Origin of the sequence: Paraburkholderia nodosa (assembly GCF_001718195.1) — a bacterium.
GTDB lineage: Bacteria > Pseudomonadota > Gammaproteobacteria > Burkholderiales > Burkholderiaceae > Paraburkholderia > Paraburkholderia nodosa_A.
In genome coordinates this window covers 38830-57413 of sequence record NZ_MCNV01000013.1, presented here as the reverse complement: position 1 = coordinate 57413, position 18584 = coordinate 38830, and the positions used below count along the sequence as shown (strand labels likewise).

The following is an 18584-nucleotide window of genomic DNA, read 5'->3' as shown; positions in this document are numbered from 1 at the left end:
CTTTGATTGTAGCAAGTACGGTCTGCGCGATCTATCGTATGGACACACGCAAACCAAAGGAGATTCCATGCAAACCGTGCTGATCACCGGCTGCTCGTCCGGCTTCGGGCTCGAGATCGCCCGCTACTTCCTGGCCCGTGACTGGCGGGTCGTCGCCACGATGCGTACGCCGCGTGACGACGTGCTGCCGCCTTCGGAACACCTGCGCGTGCTGGCGCTCGACGTCACGAAGCCGGAAAGCATACGCGCGGCCGTCACGGCTGCGGGCCCGATCGACGTCCTCGTCAACAATGCAGGCTATGGCGCGGCGTCCCCGGCTGAGCTTGTTCCGATCGACGCCGTGCGCGAGGTCTTCGAGACCAACACGTTCGGCACGATCGCGGTGACGCAAGCCGTGCTGCCCCAGTTCCGCGCGCGCAAGGCCGGCGTCGTCGTGAACGTTACGTCGAGCGTGACGCTGAAGGCGCTGCCGCTGATCGGCGCGTACCGCGCGAGCAAGGCGGCGGTGAACGCGTTCACCGAGTCGATGGCGCTCGAACTCGAACCGTTCGGCGTGCGAGTGCGCCTCGTGCTACCAGGCCGTTCGCTGGAGACGCGCTTTGGAGAGAACGCGCGTGCCCACATCCACGGCTTCGACAATGAGGCCTATGCGGGTCTCGTCAAAGAAGTCATCGCGCGTCTGGAGGACACGGCGTCCCCGCTCACCCAGGCACAGGACGTCGCCGAAGCCGTGTGGCGCGCGGCGACCGATCCCTCGACTCCGATGCACATTCCCGCCGGTGCCGATGCACAGGCGTGGGCAGCTGAGGCGAGCTAATCAACACCAGGAGATTTGCATGCAGGACAATGTCATCGCGCTCGTCACCGGCGCCAATCAGGGAATCGGTCTGCAGATCGCGAAGGATCTCGCGTCACACGGCCTCACGGTGCTCGTCGGGTCGCGCAATTTCGAACGCGGTGAGGCCGCGGCCAGGGAGATTGGGCCGAACGCGCGTGCGCTCCAGCTCGACGTGACGGATCAGGCTTCGATCGCCGCCGCCGCGCAGCGCATTCGCGACGAGCATGGCCGCCTCGACGTGCTCGTCAACAACGCCGCGATTTCGAGCACGAACCGGCAGCCCGGCCAGTCCGTGGAGGACTTCGCGAAGACCACCCGCCCGAGCAATGTCTCTTTCGACGAAATGCGCGCGGTGTGGGACACCAACGTGTTCGGCGTGCTGGCCGTTTATCAGGCGATGCTGCCGCTCCTGCGCAAATCGATGGCCGCCTGCATCCTCAACGTGTCGAGTGGTATGGGATCGCTCACGACAAACTCGGACCCTGCGTTCCCGTGGCGCTCGATCTTCGGTCCGGTGTACCCCGCGTCCAAGACGGCGCTCAACGCATTGACCGTTGCCATGGCGATCGAACTGGAACCGGAGGGCATCAGGGTCAACGCCGTTTCGCCGGGCTACACGCGCACGAACCTGAACGGCTTCACCGGCACGGAGACCGTCGAGGAAGGTGCCCGCGAAGCGGTACGCGTCATTCTGCTGGGTCCGAACGGCCCGTCGGGGACATTCACCCGCTGGGAAAATCAGACGATTCCGTGGTGAACGAGGGGCCGCCGCTGAAGCACCCTCATTAAAAGCGACGCGGCCGATCTAGCCCAGACTGCAGCGCACCGCAAGATTCCCTAATTTTGTTGTTGCGCCGTGTCGACACGAAGCGCCGCTATTTTTGTCGGCTAGATGAATGTCACACAGCTTGAGTAATCTGGCTATGCGCCTGCACACGGAATAGCCCCCGTCAGGTGCCCCCCTCGGCCGCGTCCCTGTATGCGGCTTTTTTTATGCACTGCAAACATTTGAGGCGGCTTTCAAAAGGCACACCACTTTCTTGCGGGCAGCATGGCGCATGAAAAGGGGTACTATGAAAGTGCTGTCGAACGCCAGGCCTCGCCGCGCCTGAGCGTGTAACGTCTCCTTACCATGGGGCCCGCCATGATCCAGTATCACTCCACTCCCGATTCGCCCGTCGTCGAAATCACCGTCGAAGGCAAAATCACCGACCACGATTTGCGCGAAGCCATCGAGCGCATGCGTGGCGATCTTGAACTGAACGGGAAAACCCGTGTGCTCGAACGCATCGAGCATTTCAGCGGTATCGAGCCAAAGGCGCTGTGGACCGACATGACGCTAGCCGTGTCCGTCGCCCGCAAGGTCACGCGCGCCGCGGTGGTGGCCGATGCGGCCTGGATTCGCGCCTCGATGCATTTGGCGCGATTCTTTACCAAGGCTGAAATCAAGGCGTTCCACGTCAACGAGCTGGAACAGGCGCGTGCCTGGATCAACGCGTGAACGTCGCCTGCAACCGCACGCTTCGGACGGTGGGCGGCGAGGAGCCGCCCACTGTTCCCCAACGTCGGATTGACTGATTTCGCAGTCACGATGCGTTTCGCCTTCATGGCAGCAGGCAGCGCCGTATCGAGGACGGCGTGGACACAATTTATTCCGGCAGATCGACGAAGGGTCGCCAAGTACCCGCCGCCAAGCCCCTGCGCGTAGCGCCTATCGACAGAACCGCAAAATCGCATCGGCAACGTCCTTTGGCGCTTCGCGCTGCGGGAAGTGGCCTACGCCATCGAGTACCTTCCTCTCATACCGTCCAACGAACAACGACTCCCGCCCGCTGGAACTATCGGGATGGTTGCAGGTGTCCGCGCCGCCGTGCAGCACCAACGTTGCGACCGACAGCCTCGGCGCGGGATTCAGACGCGCCTCATCCTCGGCATAGGCAGGGTCGCCGTCGACAAAGCCCCAACGGTGTCGGTAGCTATGAAGCACGACCTCTGCCCAATCGTCGCCCTCGAATGCCTGCGCCGCTTCGTCGAAGTCGGCCGGCGCATACCAGCCAGCCGGCGCCCAGGTATCCCACATCTGCCGGGCGAAAACCTCACGTTCGTCCCGCACCACGCGAGCGCCTCGCGGCGTCGCCATGAACCAGTGGTACCAGTAATTGCGCACCTGCTGCAGGGTCAGAATCTGGTTCGGATCATTGGTACCGTATCCCACTGATAGCATCACCAGCTGAGAAGCCACGCCGTCACGCAGGCCGCACGCATTCGCGACCGCGCGTGCGCCCCAATCATGGCCGACCAATACCGGCTGCTCAACGCCCAGCACGGCGAGAAAATCCAGAAGATCGCGGCCCAGCGCGGACAACTGGCCGCTGCGTGGCGTGGCCGTATCGCGAAAGCGGGTGGGCGCGAAGCCCCGCAGCGCCGGCGCGAGCACGCGGTAACCCGCATCGGCCAGAATGGGCGCGACGTTCTTCCAGGACTGGGGGCTGTCCGGCCAGCCGTGCACCAGCACCGCTGTGCGCGCCCCCTGCGGGTTCCATTCGAGCCAGGCGATGTCGAGCCGCCCGGTGGCGGCATGTTGGTAGGTGTTCATCGTGTTCCTCGTGCAAACAGGGAAGTCCCACGATAGCTCGACGCCTCGTGCCGATTGGTGAATAATCACTAATCATTGGTGATTTTTTGCGTTGAATGATCTGATGGACATTCTGCCCACTGCCGACGGTGTTCCGCTCGATACCGTGTTGCTGCGCACCTTTTTCGAAGTCGTGGACAGCGGCAGCTTTGCCACGGCCGCCGAGCGTCTGGCGCTGACCCCTTCGGCCGTGAGCGGACATATCAAGCGCCTCGAACAGATCGTCGGTGTCGGACTACTGACACGCACGACTCGCCACCTGGAATTGACGCAAGCCGGCGACACCTTGTACGCCTACGGCCGAAACATCCTGGATCTGGAACGCGAAGTCCGCGCGAAACTACGCGGTACGCCGCTGCGCGGGCTGCTGCGAGTCGGTGCATCGGAAGATTTCGCGGGCGCCTGGCTGCCCCAGGTGTTGCAGCGTTTTCGCCGCCAGCATCCCGAAGCGACAATCGACCTGAGAGTCGGCATCACGGCCGATCTGTTGCGTCAGCAGGAGCGCGGCCGTCTGGATCTCGTGTTCGGCAAGCAATGCAGCCGTGTCGGCAAAGGCGGCACGCTGCTGTGGGAAGAGCCGCTAGTCTGGGCCTACGCGGAAGATGCGGATCTGGATCTCGACCAGCCGCTGCCGCTGGCCGCTTTCCCCGATCCCTGCATTTATCGCGAGTCGGCGATCACCGCGCTGAACAGGGCCGGTCGAGCGTGGCGCCTCGTGTTCGAGAGCAGCAGCATGGCGGGCTGCCTGTCGGCGGCGAGATCGGGTTTCGCAGTGACGGTCATCGCCGATAGTCAGCGAGTCGATGGCTTGCGCTTGCTGGGTCGCAAGGAAGGACTGCCCGCGTTGCCAGCTGCCCGTTTCTACGCGTTTCCTCGTACCGACTCGCCGGCCTGCGCGACTTTGATCGATGCTGCATGCCGCGCAGGCCAGCAGGGCCGCTTCAGCCCACGCGCACTTCGCGGGTGATCAGTCGAGCCCGCCCTGGCACAAATACTTGATGCTCAGGTAGTCGTCGAGGCCGTACTTCGAGCCTTCGCGCCCATAGCCAGACTCCTTCACGCCGCCAAAAGGCGCCGCCTCGCTGGCCACGGCGCCTTCATTGATGCCCACGATGCCGACTTCCAGTTTTCGCGCCACGCGATCGATCCGGCGCACGTCGTTCGTGTAGAAGTAAGCCGCGAGACCGAAAGGCGTGTCGTTTGCGATCCTGATGACCTCATCCTCGTCCGTGAAGCGGAACAGCGGCGCGACAGGGCCGAACGTTTCCTCGCAGCACAGCACCATTGCGTCGGTCGCGTCGGCGAGCACGGTGGGCGCGTAATAGTTCGGCCCCAGTTCGGCGAGCCGCTTGCCGCCCGTTAGTGCGCGCGCGCCATTCGCCACGGCATCCTCGACGTGCTTCGCGATCTTCTCGATCGCACGCTCGTTGATCATCGGACCGATCTGCGCCTTCGGGTCCGTTGCGGGTCCCACGTGAAGCGCTGCGACGCGCTTCGCCAGCAGATCGCCAAATCGTTCGTAAACCGATTCATGCACGTAGATGCGGTTGGGGCACACGCAGGTCTGCCCGCCGTTGCGGAACTTGGCCGCCATCAAGCCGTTGACGGCTGCCTCGAGGTCGGCGTCCTCGAACACGATAAACGGCGCGTTGCCGCCCAGTTCCAGCGAGAGCTTCTTGAGCGTGGCTGCCGATTCGCGCGCCAGATGCTTGCCCACTGCGGTCGAGCCTGTGAAGGTGATCTTGCGCACGCGGTCGTCGGCGAGCCAGTCGGCAACAGCGGCGATCCCTTCGTCCCGCGCGGCCGAGATCATGTTGAGCACGCCGTCGGGCAAGCCCGCTTCCTGCGCGAGCGCGGCCAGTGCGAGCGCCGTAAGTGGCGTGTCCTCGGCGGGCTTCGCCACGACTGTGCAGCCTGCAGCGAGCGCCGGTGCGATCTTGCGCGCGATCATTGCGAGCGGGAAGTTCCACGGCGTGATCGCGGCGACCACGCCAATCGGCTCCTTGATCGCGCTCATGCGCTTGCCGCGCTGCGTCTGCGGAATGATGTCGCCGTAGACCTTGGTCGCCTCTTCGGCAAACCATGCGACGTACGACGCACCATACGCAACCTCGCCGCGCGCCTCCGCAAGCGGCTTGCCCTGCTCCATCGACATGAGGCGCGCGAGGTCCTCGGTGTTCTCGACAATGAGCGCGTGCCAACGGTTGAGCACGTGCGCCCGCTCGCGGGGCAGCCTGTCGCGCCAGGCGGGCAAGGCGCGGCTCGCCGCATCCGTCGCCGCGCGGGCGTCGGCGGCGCTGCTGCTGGCCACCTGCGCGAGCGTGCCCTGCGTCGCCGGATTCGTCACGGCGTAACGGTTGCCTCCGGCGGCGGCGATCCACTTGCCGTCGATGAAATTATCCTGTCGAAGCAGTTCGCCTCGCGTCAACTCCAAACTCACTGCGTGCTCCTTTCTACAAGGGATGTCGTGATCCGTTAAACCGTCGCGACGGGTGTGACCGGCGAACCGAACGCGCGCGGCATTAGCCCGCCGTGCGCACGTCCGCGAAATCGCGCGCGAGCTTGCGCGCCGCGTTCGCGAACATCAGGATGTCCACGCCCGTCGCGACAAACGTGCAGCCGAGCTCCAGGTAGTGACGCGCGAGCGCCGGGTCGGACGTGAGTGTGCCCGCCGCCTTGCCCGACGCGACGATCGTGCGGATCGCGTTGTCGATCGCCTGCTGCACTTCGGGATGCGTGGCCTTGCCGCGATGGCCCATCGAGGCCGCGAGATCGGCCGGTCCGATGAACACGCCGTCCACGCCGTCCACCGCGCAGATCGATTCGAGGTTGCCCAGCGCCGTCGCCGTTTCGGCTTGCACGAGCAGGCACACTTCGTGATCCGAAATATCTAGATAATCGGTCCGCAGACTCCAGCGCGACGCACGGCCCACGGCGCTGCCCACGCCGCGAATGCCATGCGGCGGATAGCGCACGGCGGCGACGAGCGCGCGTGCTTCTTCGTCGGTATCGACCATCGGCACAAGCAGGTTGCGCGCGCCGATATCGAGCAGCCGCTTGAGCAGCGCCGGATCGCCGTTCACGGGGCGAACGACCGGCTCGACCGGGTACGCCGCCACGGCCTGCAATTGCGCGAGGATCGTGCGCAGTTCGTTGGGTGCGTGCTCGCTGTCGATGAGGAGCCAGTCGAAACCGGCCGTCGCGCTCACTTCGGCGAGATACGGATCGGCCATGGAAAGCCAGAAGCCGACTTGCTTCCTGCGCGCGGCGAGCGCGGCTTTGAACGGATTAAGCCCTGACGTCTGCGGGTTCATGAATGCGTGTCTCCTGTGAGGGGTCGCCGAATTGAATGGGTTCCACCTTCCCGAGGAGGAACAGATAGTTGAGGATCGCGATGCCGATCAGCGCCGCCGAGAACAGCAGCGCGGCAACGAACGAGCCGGTCGCGCCGACGATGGCGCCCGTGACGATCGGGCCGACCACACCGCCGAGATTCGACACCGTGTTTTGCAGCCCCGCGATCATCGAAACCGCATTGGGCGGCGCGACGTCGCCGGGCAGCGCCCACACTTGCGAGGCCGCGACCGTGGTGCCGGACTTCGCGATGCACAGCAGCAGCACCGCCACGAGCGCCGAATGCGCGAACGCCGCGAAGCCGATGCTCGACGCCATCACGAGCCCGATCACGAGAAAGAGCTTGCGCGTTGCCGTGAGAGAAAGCTTGCCGCTCGCGAAGACGCGATCCGAGGCCCAGCCCGCGAAAATCTCGACGACGATCGACACGAGCAGCGGCAACGAGGCCATCCAGCCCATTTGCAGCACGCTCATGCCGCGTTCCTTCATCAAATACGTGGGCAGCCACGTGATGAAGAAGTACGAGTTGTAATTGATCATGAAAAAGCCGATGCACATCGCCCACACATTGCGGTGCGCAAGCAGCTTGCGCCACGGCGGACGCACGGGCGGTTGCGCGCTGTGCACGCCTTTATCGCTTTCGATGTGCGCGAGTTCCGCCGCATTCACGCGCCGATGATCGGCGGGTGAATCGGTGAAGCTCACTAGCCACACGACGAACCACACAACGCCGAGCAGGCCCGTGAGCACGAAGGTCATCTTCCAGTCGAACGCGGCCAGCATCCACGCGATCAGCGGCAAGGCAATCGCGCCGCCCAGCTTCGAGCCGCTGTCGAAGATGCCCGCGACGGTCGCGCGTTCCTTGCGCGGAAACCAGCGCGTGGCGATACCGGCGTTGCTCGGGTACGCACCCGCCTCGCCCACGCCCAGCGCCACGCGCAACGCGACGAGCGAGCGAAAGCCGCTCGCGAGGCCCGTCATCGCGGTTGCGAGCGACCACCAGAGCACCGCGAAACCCAGCACTTTCTTCTGGCCCAGGCGATCGGCGAGCAAGCCCGCGGGCAATTGCAACAGCGCATACGACCAGAAGAACGCCGACATGACGATGCCCATCTGCATCGCGTCGAGATGAAACTCCGACTGAATTTTCGGGGCTGCCGCCGAGAGCACCGTGCGATCGATATAGTTGATCGCGATGGCGGCCCACATGAGGCCCGCGACCCACCAGCGCATCTTCGATCGGCCATGCCGTTGTGCAGATTCGAGCATCTGCTGTCTCCCTTCCTGTTCTATTGATACCGATTCAAGGCGCGCAGTTACGCGCCTTCAGCTCACGATACCCATGTGCCAGGGCACGAATTCGTTGTCGCCGAGTCCGAGCAGTTCGCTCTTCGTGCGCTCGCCGGAAGCCGCGCGAACGATCAGATCGAAGATGTCCTGACCCATTTCCTCGATCGTGCGTTCACCGTCGATCACGACACCGCAGTTGATGTCCATGTCCTCTTCGAGGCGCGTGAACATAGGTGTGTTGCTCGCGAGCTTGAGCGTCGGCGCGGGCTTCGAGCCGAACATGGAGCCGCGGCCCGTCGTGAAGCAGATCAGGTTCGCGCCGCTCGCGATCTGCCCCGTCACCGCGACGGGATCATAGCCGGGCGAGTCCATGAACACGAAGCCCGCGCGATCGATCGGTTCTGCGTATTCGTACACGGCCTGCAGCGGCGTCGTGCCGCCCTTCATCGCGGAACCGAGCGACTTTTCGAAGATGTTGGCGAGACCGCCCTGCTGGTTGCCCGGCCCGACCACGCCGTTGAACTGACCATTCTGGCCGCGCGTATAGCGCTCCCACCACGCGAGCCGGTCGAGCAGCTTCTGGCCGACTTCGGGCGACACGGCGCGGCGGGTGAGCATGTATTCGACGCCATGAATCTCGGGCGTTTCGGACAGGATCGCGGTGCCGCCGTGCCGCACGAGCAGGTCCATCGCCGCGCCCAGCGCCGGATTCGCGGTGATGCCCGAGAAGCCGTCCGAGCCGCCGCATTCGAGACCGATCTTCAGATGGCTGACGGGCACCGGCGTACGGACGATGTCGTTTGCGGCAGGCAGCATGTCCTGCACGGCCTTGATGCCGGCTTCGATCGTCGCGCGCGTGCCGCCCGTGTCCTGCATCACCAGCGCGTGCACGGCCTTGCCCGTCTCCAACCCTTGCGAGTCGAGCAGATCGCCCACCTGGTTGCGCTCGCAACCCAGTCCGACGATGAGCACGCCGCCCAGGTTAGGATGACGCGCGTAGCCCGCAATGGTGCGGCGGAGCACGTCGAAGTGCTCGCTCGGCGAGGACATGCCGCAACCGCTGGTTTGCGCGAACGCGACCACGCCGTCGACATTGGGATAATCGCGCAGGCGTTCGGGCGTGAAGTAATCGGCGATATGGCGAATGACCGTGGCCGAACAATTGACCGACGCGATGATGCCGACGAAGTTGCGCGTGGCGACGCGGCCGTCGGGCCGCACGATGCCGTTGAACGTCGCGCGCTGCTCGGGCGCAACGTAATCGACTGGCTTTACGTCGAGACCGAAGCCTGGATCGCGGTCGAAATCGACGAGCGTGATGTTGTGCGTGTGAACGTGGTCGCCGGGCTCGATGTCGCGCGCGGCCACCCCGATCACGGTGTCGTACTTGCGGATGGGCTCGCCCGACGCAATGCGCCGCGCCGCCACCTTGTGGCCCGCGGCGACCTGCGCGCGCAGGCGAATCGCTTCGCCTTCGATCAGGACTTGATGCCCGATCGTCAGCGGCTCGCGCGCGATCAGGACGTTGTCGTTTGGGTTGAGCCGGATCAACGGCCCGCTATAGGACTTGTTGGACTGGAGCATTCGCCTGTCTCCGCTGACGATCCGGACGGCGCGCAGGGGCACCTGCTCCGGTCCCATGCGAGATGGTTGCTGGCGGCGCCGGGAAACGCGCTGCCTATCGTTCTGGAACAAAGTTACCGGTTAATGTAACCGGTAACATAGATGCCATCGTAGTACAGTTTTGGGATAATTGCCAACACCTTTTTGCAGCAGGAGCGCCCGCGCCCGTGACCAAGACCTCGACAGAATTCGCCCCGCCCGCCACCGGCACCGCGTCGCGGCGTGCCCGCAAGAACACCGGCCGGGTCACGCTCAGCGATCTGGCCCGTCTGACCGGGGTCACGAAGGTCACGGTTTCGCGCGCCCTCAACAACCCCGAGCTCGTTTCGGTCGAAACGTTGGAGCGCGTGCGCGAGGCCGTGCGGCAAACTGGCTACACGCCCGACCTGATCGCGGGCTCGCTCGCCTCGAATCGCAGCCACCTCGTCGTCGCGCTGATCCCGGCGATGGCGGGCAGCGTGTTCCAGGAAACCGTCGCGGCCCTGACCGCAGAGCTGGAGACGGCCGGCTATCAGTTGCTGCTCGGCCAGAGCGGCTACGACGAATCGCGCGAAGAGGCGCTGCTCGACGCCATCATCGGCCGGCGTCCGGCCGGCATCGTGCTCACCGGCGTGATCCACTCGGAGGCGTCGCGGCAGAAACTGCGCGCGGCCGGCATTCCCGTGGTCGAAACGTGGGACATCACGCGCTCGCCGCTCGACATGCTGATCGGTTTCTCGCACACGCGCGTGGGCGAAGCGGCTGCGCGCTACCTGCGTGAGCGCGGCGCGCGGCATCCGGCCATCGTCACCCCGGGCGACCGCCGGGCGAAGCTGCGCGCCGACGCCTTCATCGAAGCCTTCGGCAGCGAGCGCGAGATTCCCGTGGCCGCCGTGCCCTCACCCGCGCATCTCGGCGACGGACGACGCGCGTTCGCAAAGCTGCTCGACGACCATCCGCAGATCGACGCAATCTTCTGCGGCGCCGACATCATGGCGCTCGGCGTGCTCATGGAAGCCCATGCGCGCAAGCTCGACGTGCCGGGACGCCTCAGGGTGATTGGCTACGGCGACCAGAATTTCGCCGCCGACGCCGACCCGCCGCTCACGACGATTCGCATCGACGGCACGAAAATCGGCAAGCTGGCGGCGTCCATGCTGATCGAGAAAATCGAGACCGGCACGAGCAAGCGCGCGAAAGTGGACGTCGGTTTCACGCTGATCGAGCGCGGCTCGGCCTGAGATTCGTCGTCTCGCGATGACTACGCAAAAAGGCCTCGCAAACATCGCGAGGCCTTTTGCTTTTAGTGCCTGAAAGCGCGCTCAGAACTTCGTGCGGATACCCGTGAACACGTCGACCTGGCGATTCGTGGACGATGCGCCGCCCGCATAGGCGATCGCCGCGATCCGGCTGTAAGTCGAACCCACGCGCGTCGACGCGTCGCCGGCCGCGAGTTGATACGTGCCCGAAAGGTAGACGTCCGTGCGCTTCGAGAGCGCGTAATCCACGCCCAGCGTGAACTGATGCCACTTCGGCTTGAGCGTCGCGCCGCCCGTGCCCGGCAGACCGTTCGCGCGGCCGTCGGTGAACGTGTACACGCCGATCAGCGTCGTGGCCGGCGTGAGCAGGTAGCGCAGGTTCGCGTCGTAGTTGTTGAACTTGCGCGTGGAACCGTCGTTGTAGTTGAGTTCGGTGTGGCTGAACGCAAAGCCCGCAATCGCGCTGCCGATCTTGTAGTTCGCGCCGGCCACCGCAATCTGCTGACGGGCTACGCCGCCGTCGAGCCCGTAGAAGAATCCGCCGCTGTAGTCGTCGCCGGTCGTGCTCGACGCGCCGCCGATCGCGCCGCTCGTGTTGGTCGTCGTGTTCGGATGATCGAGCAGCACGTAGCCGCCGCCGATCGAGAGCGGTCCGTTCACGTAATTCGCGGCGACGCCCCAGGCGCGATTGTTGCCGAAGCCTTGCCCGGCCGAGCCGCTCGCCTGGTTGCTGAACGCGTACATGCCGTCGACAGTGAAGCCCGCGATGGTGTCGCTGCGGAACTTCAACGCGTTGTTGATGCGGAACGTCTGGTTCAGGTTGTCGTTGTCGCCCACGTGGGTGGACGGCGACCACGTGCCCGGACCTGCGTACTGCGCAACGAGATCCGCCAGCGGTTCATACTGGCGGCCGAGCGTGAACGTGCCGATGCCGCTCTTCGCAATGCCTACGAACGCGCTGCGGCCGAACAAACGCCCGCCTTGCGCGGCCGTGCCGTCGCTGGGCTTGAAACCGCCTTCGAGCGTAAACACCGCGCTCAATCCACCGCCGAGATCCTCGTTGCCTTTCAGGCCCCACCGGCTGCCGCTCAGGCGGCCGCTCGTCAGCTGGAACGCCGAGCCGCCCTTGATGTTGTTGACGTAGCCAATACCGGCATCGACGAGACCATACAGCGTGACGGAACTCTGGGCCTGCGCCACGACGGGTGCGACGGACAAAAGCCCGGCCGCTGCGAAAAGTGCTTTTTTCATACAGGTGACCTGTCTGGTTTTAATATTTACAGGAGTACTACGCATTCCGGCTTGAAAGGAATTAGCGGGAATTTTTCCATCGACAAAACGAGGGCCGAACCGGTGGATTTACGGGGCGTTGCTGTACTCGCGCGCCTGCGGCTGCGTCGAGGCACCGTCGAGACGAATCGGCTCGACCTTGCCCAGCAGGAACAGATAGTTGATGATCGCCACGCCGATCAGCGCCGACGACACCACGAGCGCGGGCACGAATGAACCCGTCGCGCCGACGATCGCGCCCGTCACGATCGGGCCAACCACACCGCCGATGTTCGATACCGTGTTCTGGACGCCCGCAACCATCGACACGGCGTTGCGCGGTGCGACGTCAGCTGGGAGCGCCCAGACCTGCGAAGCCGCCACGGTCGTGCCCGACTTCGCGATGCATAGGAGCAGCACCGCAACGGCGGCCGAGTCGGCGAACGCGGCGAAACCAATGCTCGATGCCATCAGCAAGCCGATCACGAGAAAGAGCTTGCGCGTGGCGGTGAGCGAAAGCTTGCCCGAGGCAAACACGCGATCCGAGGCCCAGCCCGCGAAAATCTCCACGACGATCGAGGCGAGCAGCGGCAGCGACGCCATCCAGCCCATTTCCATCATCGTCATGCCACGCGCCTTCACGAGATACGTGGGCAGCCACGTGATGAAGAAGTACGAGTTGTAGTTGATCATGAAGAAGCCGATACACATCGCCCAGATGTTGCGATGCGCAAGCAGCTTGCGCAGCGGCGGCCTCGCCGCCCGGTCGCTTTGCTCCGCCAGCAAATCGCTCTCGATGTGCGCGAGTTCCTCGGAATTGACCCGCTTGTGGTCACGCGGCGAATCGCTGAACGTGAACTGCCACACGACGTACCAGATCAGGCCGAGCAATCCAGTCAGCGCGAAGGTGATCTTCCAGTCGAACGCCGTGAGCATCGCGGCGATGAGCGGCAGCGCAATGGCGCCGCCGAGCTTCGAACCGCTGTCGAAAATGCCCGCGACCGTCGCGCGCTCGCTGCGCGGGAACCACTTCGACGCAATGCCCGCGTTGCTCGGATACGCGCCCGCCTCGCCCACGCCAAGCGCCACGCGCAACGCGACGAGCGATTTGAAACCGTTCGCCACGCCCGTGGCCGCCGTCGCCAGCGACCACCAGAGCACCGCGAAACCCAGTACTTTCTTCTGGCCCAAACGATCGGCGAGAAACCCCGCGGGCAATTGCAGCAGCGCGTATGACCAAAAGAACGCCGACATGACGACACCCATTTCGACCGCGCTCAAATGGAATTGCGACTGGATGCGCGGCGCCGCCGCCGACAACACCGTGCGGTCGATGTAGTTGATCGCGATCGCCGCCCACATGAGGCCGGCAACCCACCAGCGAATCCTGGAACGGCTCCGCGCGTTGGTGGCGAGATGCATCTCGTGTCTCCTGTTCTATTAATAATGGTCGCTTCCGGCCGCGCCGGGGTGAATCCCGGCTTTGCCCGCCGCAATGTTACCGTTTACTGTAACCGGTAACATTGGGCGCAATCGTAGTATGCCCGCCGGAGAAATGCCAGCGTCTTTTCCTTGGGGTAATTGCGGATACCCGCCTTTCAATTCGCAAGGATTGCCTGCGTTGGCGAGTATGAAACGGCGGAGGACTGGCAAGCGGAACAGGTTGATTTGATATTCCCGCAGGCTCTCGTGCAGACAAGTTACGGACCTCGCGCCATCAACCCAGTATTCGGCGTGGATTTGTTCGTGTGACCAGTAGGAGTCTTAACTAAATTGACAGGCGTTCGCCGCGTGCAGCGAATCTGTCGATGCTTTCGGAGCCTGGCGCGCCCGACTTCTAAGCTATACACCGCCCCTGACACGTTCCCAACCGTGCCTCACAGCCGTCTTGAAGCGTTCCCATCCACTTTCCGGATATCGCGACTCCCAGTTCGCGCGCGCACTCGCTTCCACGCCCTGCCAGTCTGACCCGCGAAACCGCTCGTCGCGTCCGAGCGTGGCGCCGTGTGAGTAGGCACGTCGATACTCGTCGAATGACGCACCCGTGTTCGCGTAATGTGCGTCGTAGTCCTTTTTAAATTCGCTGTCGTACGGGTGTGGGTCGTCATGCTGGGCGCCGAGACCGGGGTCGCCCATGAAGCCCGTCATTGGACGCTGGGCGTTTGCCGCGGCGGCGTTGCCGTCGGGCGCTTGCGCGGCGTGAGGCTGCTTCTCCCCTGCCGGGGTCGGCCCTCGCCCTGCCGCGGCAGGAGCACCCGGGGAAGACGCCGGCCGCGCCGCCGATGCGGCCCGCGTGTCGCCTGGCCACCCGTGTGTGACTTCCAGCGGCTTGGCGCGTTCGCCGATCACGCCGCCGCCTGGATGCGCTGTGTGTTCCGGACCTTGCGCCTTCGCAGAGCCCGTACGCCACGCATTGGCGCGCTCCTCGATGTCGGCAGCGCCCATGCGGCTCATCGTTTCAATCGCCTGATCGACCTGTGATTCAGAAACATCGGCGCTGACTACCGTGCCACCGCGACGGATGAATTCCCTGTAATCCTCCGCATCGGATGGATACGCTCCCTTCGTGAAGATGCGCGTGAACAACTGTTCCAGTCGATCGAAGACTTTCTTGTGGTGGTGCGTATCGACAGCGCCCTGCACATAGACACGTGGCCCCTTTTCGCGGGGAGCATCAGCCGATATCGAGTAGATGGCAATATCCGCTTGGGCTATCCCAGCCTCGCCCAGTGCGCGCTGCGCCGAACTCGCATTCGCGTAGCTGTCGTACACGCCTACCACGGTTGGCCTCATGACTTTCCCCTCCGCAATTGCGCGCGGCGTCCTCGCCGCCTGTCGGCGCAAGCCGCATAACTCGTGCCCGCGTTCGTCGTATAGACCGCCACGAAGAAGCTTGCACGCCTTGGATTGTAGGCCGTGACCGATATGCGCGTAACATGATCCGCGAGCTCGCACGAGATCGACAGTCGCATCGGAGAGATACAGGTCGATCGACACCTCGGGGTAGAAGCCCGGCAGCAGCGGCGCGACCCAGCGCAGGCCGAACGACATCGGCACGGCCAGGCGCACCGGTCCGCCCGGCTGCACCGACATTTCGCGCGCCGCGCTCTCCGCTTCCTCGGCCTGCCGGTAGATCTCGCTCGCCTTCGCACAACTTTTTGTAGAAGCTTCAGCAGATGGCAAAGATCTCCCGGTGATGCGCTCGTCGTGTTATCGGCATCGCAGACGCAAGATCAGCTTGGGGCGGTATTGATCGGGTCAACTGTAATCTGCTCAAAGCGCGTCAGCGTCGCAACGCTACACACCATGATCTCGTACAAGTCGATTGCCAGCCCGGTCTCGATACCGCGCCGTTCGAGCCCGGATATCCGGCGCTCCTGCTCGGCCACCAGTTCGAAGGCGCGCGCAACGCGCTGATGCTGCCGATTCGCGCTTGCCGATGTCATGCCCGATTTTCCCACCCCGTACGCGGCGCGACGCGACTTCGTGAATTCGCTTGCGCTTCCATACTTCTTGCGCTCTGAAAGGCTCGCAAGGGCATCGAGAAGCAGGCTTGGGTCAAAAGGTTTGTGGAGAAAACCTTCGGCAACGATACCTGCGCGTGTGTCGTCTCCAGACATGAGAATGACTGAAACATCGCAAAACCGTGGGATAGCTCGCAACATCGATACGGCGTCCGGCCCTTCGAGAACAGGCATGTGGACGTCGGAGACAATCACCTCTGGCGTGGCGGCCAGGGCCGCCGAAACCGTTTCCAGGCCATTGCCGGCGGTCGCGACTTCATGGCCGGCGTCGCCCAGCAAGGTCTGAAGTGCATCACGAAAAGCGGTATCGTCGTCAGCCAGTAGTACGCGGCTCATCGCTATTTCCCATACAGTTGGCTACTTCGCCGCATCGGTCGTTCCCACCGACAAATACCAGAAACTGATTTCGGAAACCACGGAGCGGTCGTGCCCCGAATTGGCTCATTGCTCCACTAACGAGGTGCTAGAAAATTTGCGACGTCCTGCACGGCGTCACTGGCGCTTGTTAGGGATGCAAATAAATGAGGCAGGCCGGACGGCTTGTGTAGTGCTCCAGTTGCATAGTGGGAAGCAAACCCTTCAAATACACTACACCCTGTAATGTTTGGTAATAATCGGCGCATACAATCGTATTCGTGACAGCTGTCCGTCGACGGCGATAACGAAAGGTGCTGACCAGATAGGCGCGCCGGGAGCAGAGGTTACATGCAGGAAAGCAAGGGTGACGCCGGCGTCGCACAAGTTAGCCTCGAACAGGCTTCCGTCTCCACTGGCGTCGCGCACCTGCGGGACTTGACCACGGGCGGTCAGCCGGCACCGCCCGTCACTCCGTTGCCCCCGGAATTACCAGCTACCCGCAAAGGCGCGCGGGCATTGGCGACTTCACGATTGTTCGTCGGGCTGCTTGCATTCGCGCTCGTTTGCGCCTGGCTCCTGCCTGGCACGCTCGGCCACGATCCCTGGAAGCAGGACGAAACCTACACCTTCGGCATCATCGAGCACATGCTCGACACCGGCGATCTGGTCGTCCCGACCAGCGCCGGGCAGCCCTTCGTGGAAAAACCGCCCGTCTACGATTGGGTAGCCGCCTCACTCGCGTGGATGTTCGGCCGCTTTCTGCCGCTGTACGACGCGGCCCGTCTCGCGAGCGTCGTCTTCGCTGCACTCACGCTTGCCTGCACGGCGCGTCTCGCCCGGCGCGCTACCGGCGCCGTGCGGTGGACCGATCCGCGCGTGCCCGGAACGCTCGCACTCTTCGCCAGCACGCTGGTAGTCGTCAAGCATATCCACGACATGATGACGGATGTCGCGCTGATGGCCGGCGCCGCGCTGGCATTCTGCGCACTTTACGAGCTTGTCTGCGCTCACTTGCGGATGGAAGGCGGCTTGCGTCGTTCTCCTAACGGAGGCCGCAACACAGCACCCGCGTGGCCAGAATCCACAACTTCACAGCAAGCGTCCAGCGACTGCGAGAACAGCCGCATTCAAGGGCGCGCTGCCCGTCATGCCGCTGCGATGTTCGGTATTGGCGTCGGCATCGCCTTTCTGGCGAAAGGCCTGTTCGTGCCGCTCGTGTTGGGTGCGACCATCTGCGCGGCGATGCTGCTTTACCCTGCGTGCCGCAGCAGCCGTTTTGCGCGCTCACTGGCACGTTCGGCGCTCTACTTCGCTCCCTTCGCGCTGATCTGGCCGCTTTGCTTCTATCTGCGCTCCGAAGCGCTATTCAAGATCTGGCTGTGGGACAACAACATCGGCCGCTTCTTCGGCTTTTCGGTGGCGCAACTCGGCTCGGAAAACGTCGGGCACCTGTTTGTGCTGCGCACGGCGTTGACAGTCGGCTTTCCGGTCGTTCCGCTCGCCCTCGTGGCGCTTGCGGGCGGCGCATGGCGACGTCTACGCGATCCCGAAGTCGCACTGCCGGTGCTGTTTTCGGGGATTGGCTTCGCGGTACTGCAGGCGTCGTCGACAGTGCGCGAGCTCTACATCCTGCCGTTCATTGCCCCGCTCTCGCTGTTAGCCATGCAGGGAATCCGCTATCTGCCGCCGCGCGTGCACCTCGCGTGGGATATCATGAGCCGTATCGTATTCGGATCGTTCGTGGTGCTTGTATGGGTCGTGTGGTGGAAGATGACGGGCGCCCCCGAGACCCACGGTGTCCTGCATTTGCTTGGCCGCTGGCTGCCGCTCGAATGGGTGATGCCCATTCAGCCGAAGCTGATCATCGCGGCGCTCGCCCTCACGCTCGGGTGGGTATTGCTGCTTCCCCGGCTCAAGTCAGCGGGCAACTGGCGCGGCGCATTCAGCTGGTGTCTGGGCGCCATCGTCGCATGGGGGCTCGTCGGCACGCTGCTGCTGCCCTGGCTCGACGTCGCGAAGAGCTATCGCGCACCGTTCGAGGATCTGCGTGCCAAACTGAACAGCACCTGGAAAGCCGGAGACTGCATGGCGAGCAGTGGGCTGGGCGAATCTGAAGCGCCCATGCTCTATTACTTCGCCGGTGTCATGCACGTGCCCACCGCGGACCCTCAGACCACGTCCTGCAACTGGCTCATCGAACAGGGTCGACCTGCAGACGGTCAGTCGCCCGTCGGGGGCTGGCGACTGTACTGGGAAGGCAGCCGTCCGGGTGACAACGACGAGGTGCTGCGCGTCTATCAGCGCATGGCGACGAAGACGGCTTCGTAATCGGTGCCGCTGAGCCGTTTGAAGATCGCTTCGCCGAAGGGCATGCCGCGCGGTTGAAGCCGTCCCTGGCCTCCAGGACTGGCAAACTCATTTGCCGATTGGCTACACAATCCGTCTCAGGTCACGGT

General features: G+C 63.9%; 14 protein-coding genes and 1 pseudogene. 6 read left to right on the top strand and 9 right to left on the bottom strand.

Annotated features, from left to right (window positions below; all coding sequences use genetic code 11):
• The first annotated feature begins 67 nt into the window (after positions 1-67).
• The 3 genes from BFD71_RS21910 (at position 68) to BFD71_RS21900 (ending at position 2339) form a co-directional block, all read left to right on the top strand.
• Entirely contained in the window at positions 68-817 is a 750-nt protein-coding gene (locus tag BFD71_RS21910) for an SDR family oxidoreductase (protein ID WP_069266416.1), read from the top strand.
• Positions 818-836: 19 nt separating this feature from the next.
• A complete protein-coding gene (locus tag BFD71_RS21905; RefSeq protein WP_069266415.1) occupies positions 837-1595 on the top strand; it encodes an SDR family oxidoreductase in 759 nt (252 codons plus the stop codon).
• A 387-nt stretch (positions 1596-1982) separates the two neighbouring features.
• Positions 1983-2339 carry an STAS/SEC14 domain-containing protein gene (locus tag BFD71_RS21900; protein ID WP_069266414.1) on the top strand — a complete coding sequence of 119 codons (357 nt, stop codon included), beginning with the start codon at positions 1983-1985 and terminating at the stop codon, positions 2337-2339.
• Between the two features lie 210 nt (positions 2340-2549).
• Here the strand turns inward: BFD71_RS21900 and BFD71_RS21895 are convergent, their stop codons facing one another.
• Complete coding sequence (locus BFD71_RS21895; protein ID WP_069266413.1) at positions 2550-3434, bottom strand: alpha/beta fold hydrolase; 885 nt, start codon at positions 3432-3434, stop codon at positions 2550-2552.
• 103 nt (positions 3435-3537) lie between these two features.
• On the opposite strand from BFD71_RS21895, the gene BFD71_RS21890 reads away from it, so the two are divergent.
• Positions 3538-4440 (top strand): LysR substrate-binding domain-containing protein, encoded by a 903-nt coding sequence (locus BFD71_RS21890; protein ID WP_069266412.1) that lies wholly within the window; start codon positions 3538-3540, stop codon positions 4438-4440.
• Here the strand turns inward: BFD71_RS21890 and BFD71_RS21885 are convergent, their stop codons facing one another.
• The 4 genes from BFD71_RS21885 to BFD71_RS21870 all read right to left on the bottom strand — a co-directional run bounded on the left by BFD71_RS21885 (position 4441) and on the right by BFD71_RS21870 (position 9701).
• Positions 4441-5913, bottom strand: a complete 1473-nt coding sequence (locus BFD71_RS21885; RefSeq protein WP_069266411.1) for an NAD-dependent succinate-semialdehyde dehydrogenase — start codon at positions 5911-5913, stop codon at positions 4441-4443. It abuts the gene before it with no gap.
• 82 nt (positions 5914-5995) lie between these two features.
• Complete coding sequence (gene hpaI, locus BFD71_RS21880) at positions 5996-6787, bottom strand: 4-hydroxy-2-oxoheptanedioate aldolase (protein WP_069266410.1); 792 nt, start codon at positions 6785-6787, stop codon at positions 5996-5998.
• Complete coding sequence (locus BFD71_RS21875) at positions 6762-8096, bottom strand: MFS transporter (RefSeq protein WP_069266409.1); 1335 nt, start codon at positions 8094-8096, stop codon at positions 6762-6764. The genes hpaI and BFD71_RS21875 overlap by 26 nt, the downstream gene beginning before the upstream one ends.
• Before the next feature lie 57 nt (positions 8097-8153).
• A complete protein-coding gene (locus tag BFD71_RS21870) occupies positions 8154-9701 on the bottom strand; it encodes a UxaA family hydrolase (RefSeq protein WP_069266408.1) in 1548 nt (515 codons plus the stop codon).
• A gap of 206 nt (positions 9702-9907) precedes the next feature.
• Between BFD71_RS21870 and BFD71_RS21865 the strand changes: the two genes are divergently transcribed.
• Positions 9908-10960, top strand: a complete 1053-nt coding sequence (locus BFD71_RS21865) for a LacI family DNA-binding transcriptional regulator (protein WP_069266407.1) — start codon at positions 9908-9910, stop codon at positions 10958-10960.
• An 81-nt stretch (positions 10961-11041) separates the two neighbouring features.
• Here BFD71_RS21865 and BFD71_RS21860 read toward each other — a convergent pair whose 3' ends face one another.
• From BFD71_RS21860 to BFD71_RS21845, 4 genes and pseudogenes are all read right to left on the bottom strand, one after another.
• Positions 11042-12229 carry a porin gene (locus tag BFD71_RS21860; protein ID WP_069266406.1) on the bottom strand — a complete coding sequence of 396 codons (1188 nt, stop codon included), beginning with the start codon at positions 12227-12229 and terminating at the stop codon, positions 11042-11044.
• 108 nt (positions 12230-12337) lie between these two features.
• Positions 12338-13669, bottom strand: a complete 1332-nt coding sequence (locus tag BFD71_RS21855; RefSeq protein WP_069266405.1) for an MFS transporter — start codon at positions 13667-13669, stop codon at positions 12338-12340.
• 1530 nt (positions 13670-15199) lie between these two features.
• A pseudogene (locus BFD71_RS39265) lies at positions 15200-15394 on the bottom strand (LysR family transcriptional regulator); the annotation flags it as partial.
• A gap of 86 nt (positions 15395-15480) precedes the next feature.
• Positions 15481-16107, bottom strand: coding sequence for a response regulator (locus tag BFD71_RS21845; RefSeq protein ID WP_069266404.1), 627 nt, complete (start codon positions 16105-16107; stop codon positions 15481-15483).
• Positions 16108-16476: 369 nt separating this feature from the next.
• Between BFD71_RS21845 and BFD71_RS21840 the strand changes: the two genes are divergently transcribed.
• Positions 16477-18456 carry an ArnT family glycosyltransferase gene (locus BFD71_RS21840; protein WP_370684301.1) on the top strand — a complete coding sequence of 660 codons (1980 nt, stop codon included), beginning with the start codon at positions 16477-16479 and terminating at the stop codon, positions 18454-18456.
• Positions 18457-18584: the final 128 nt, after the last annotated feature.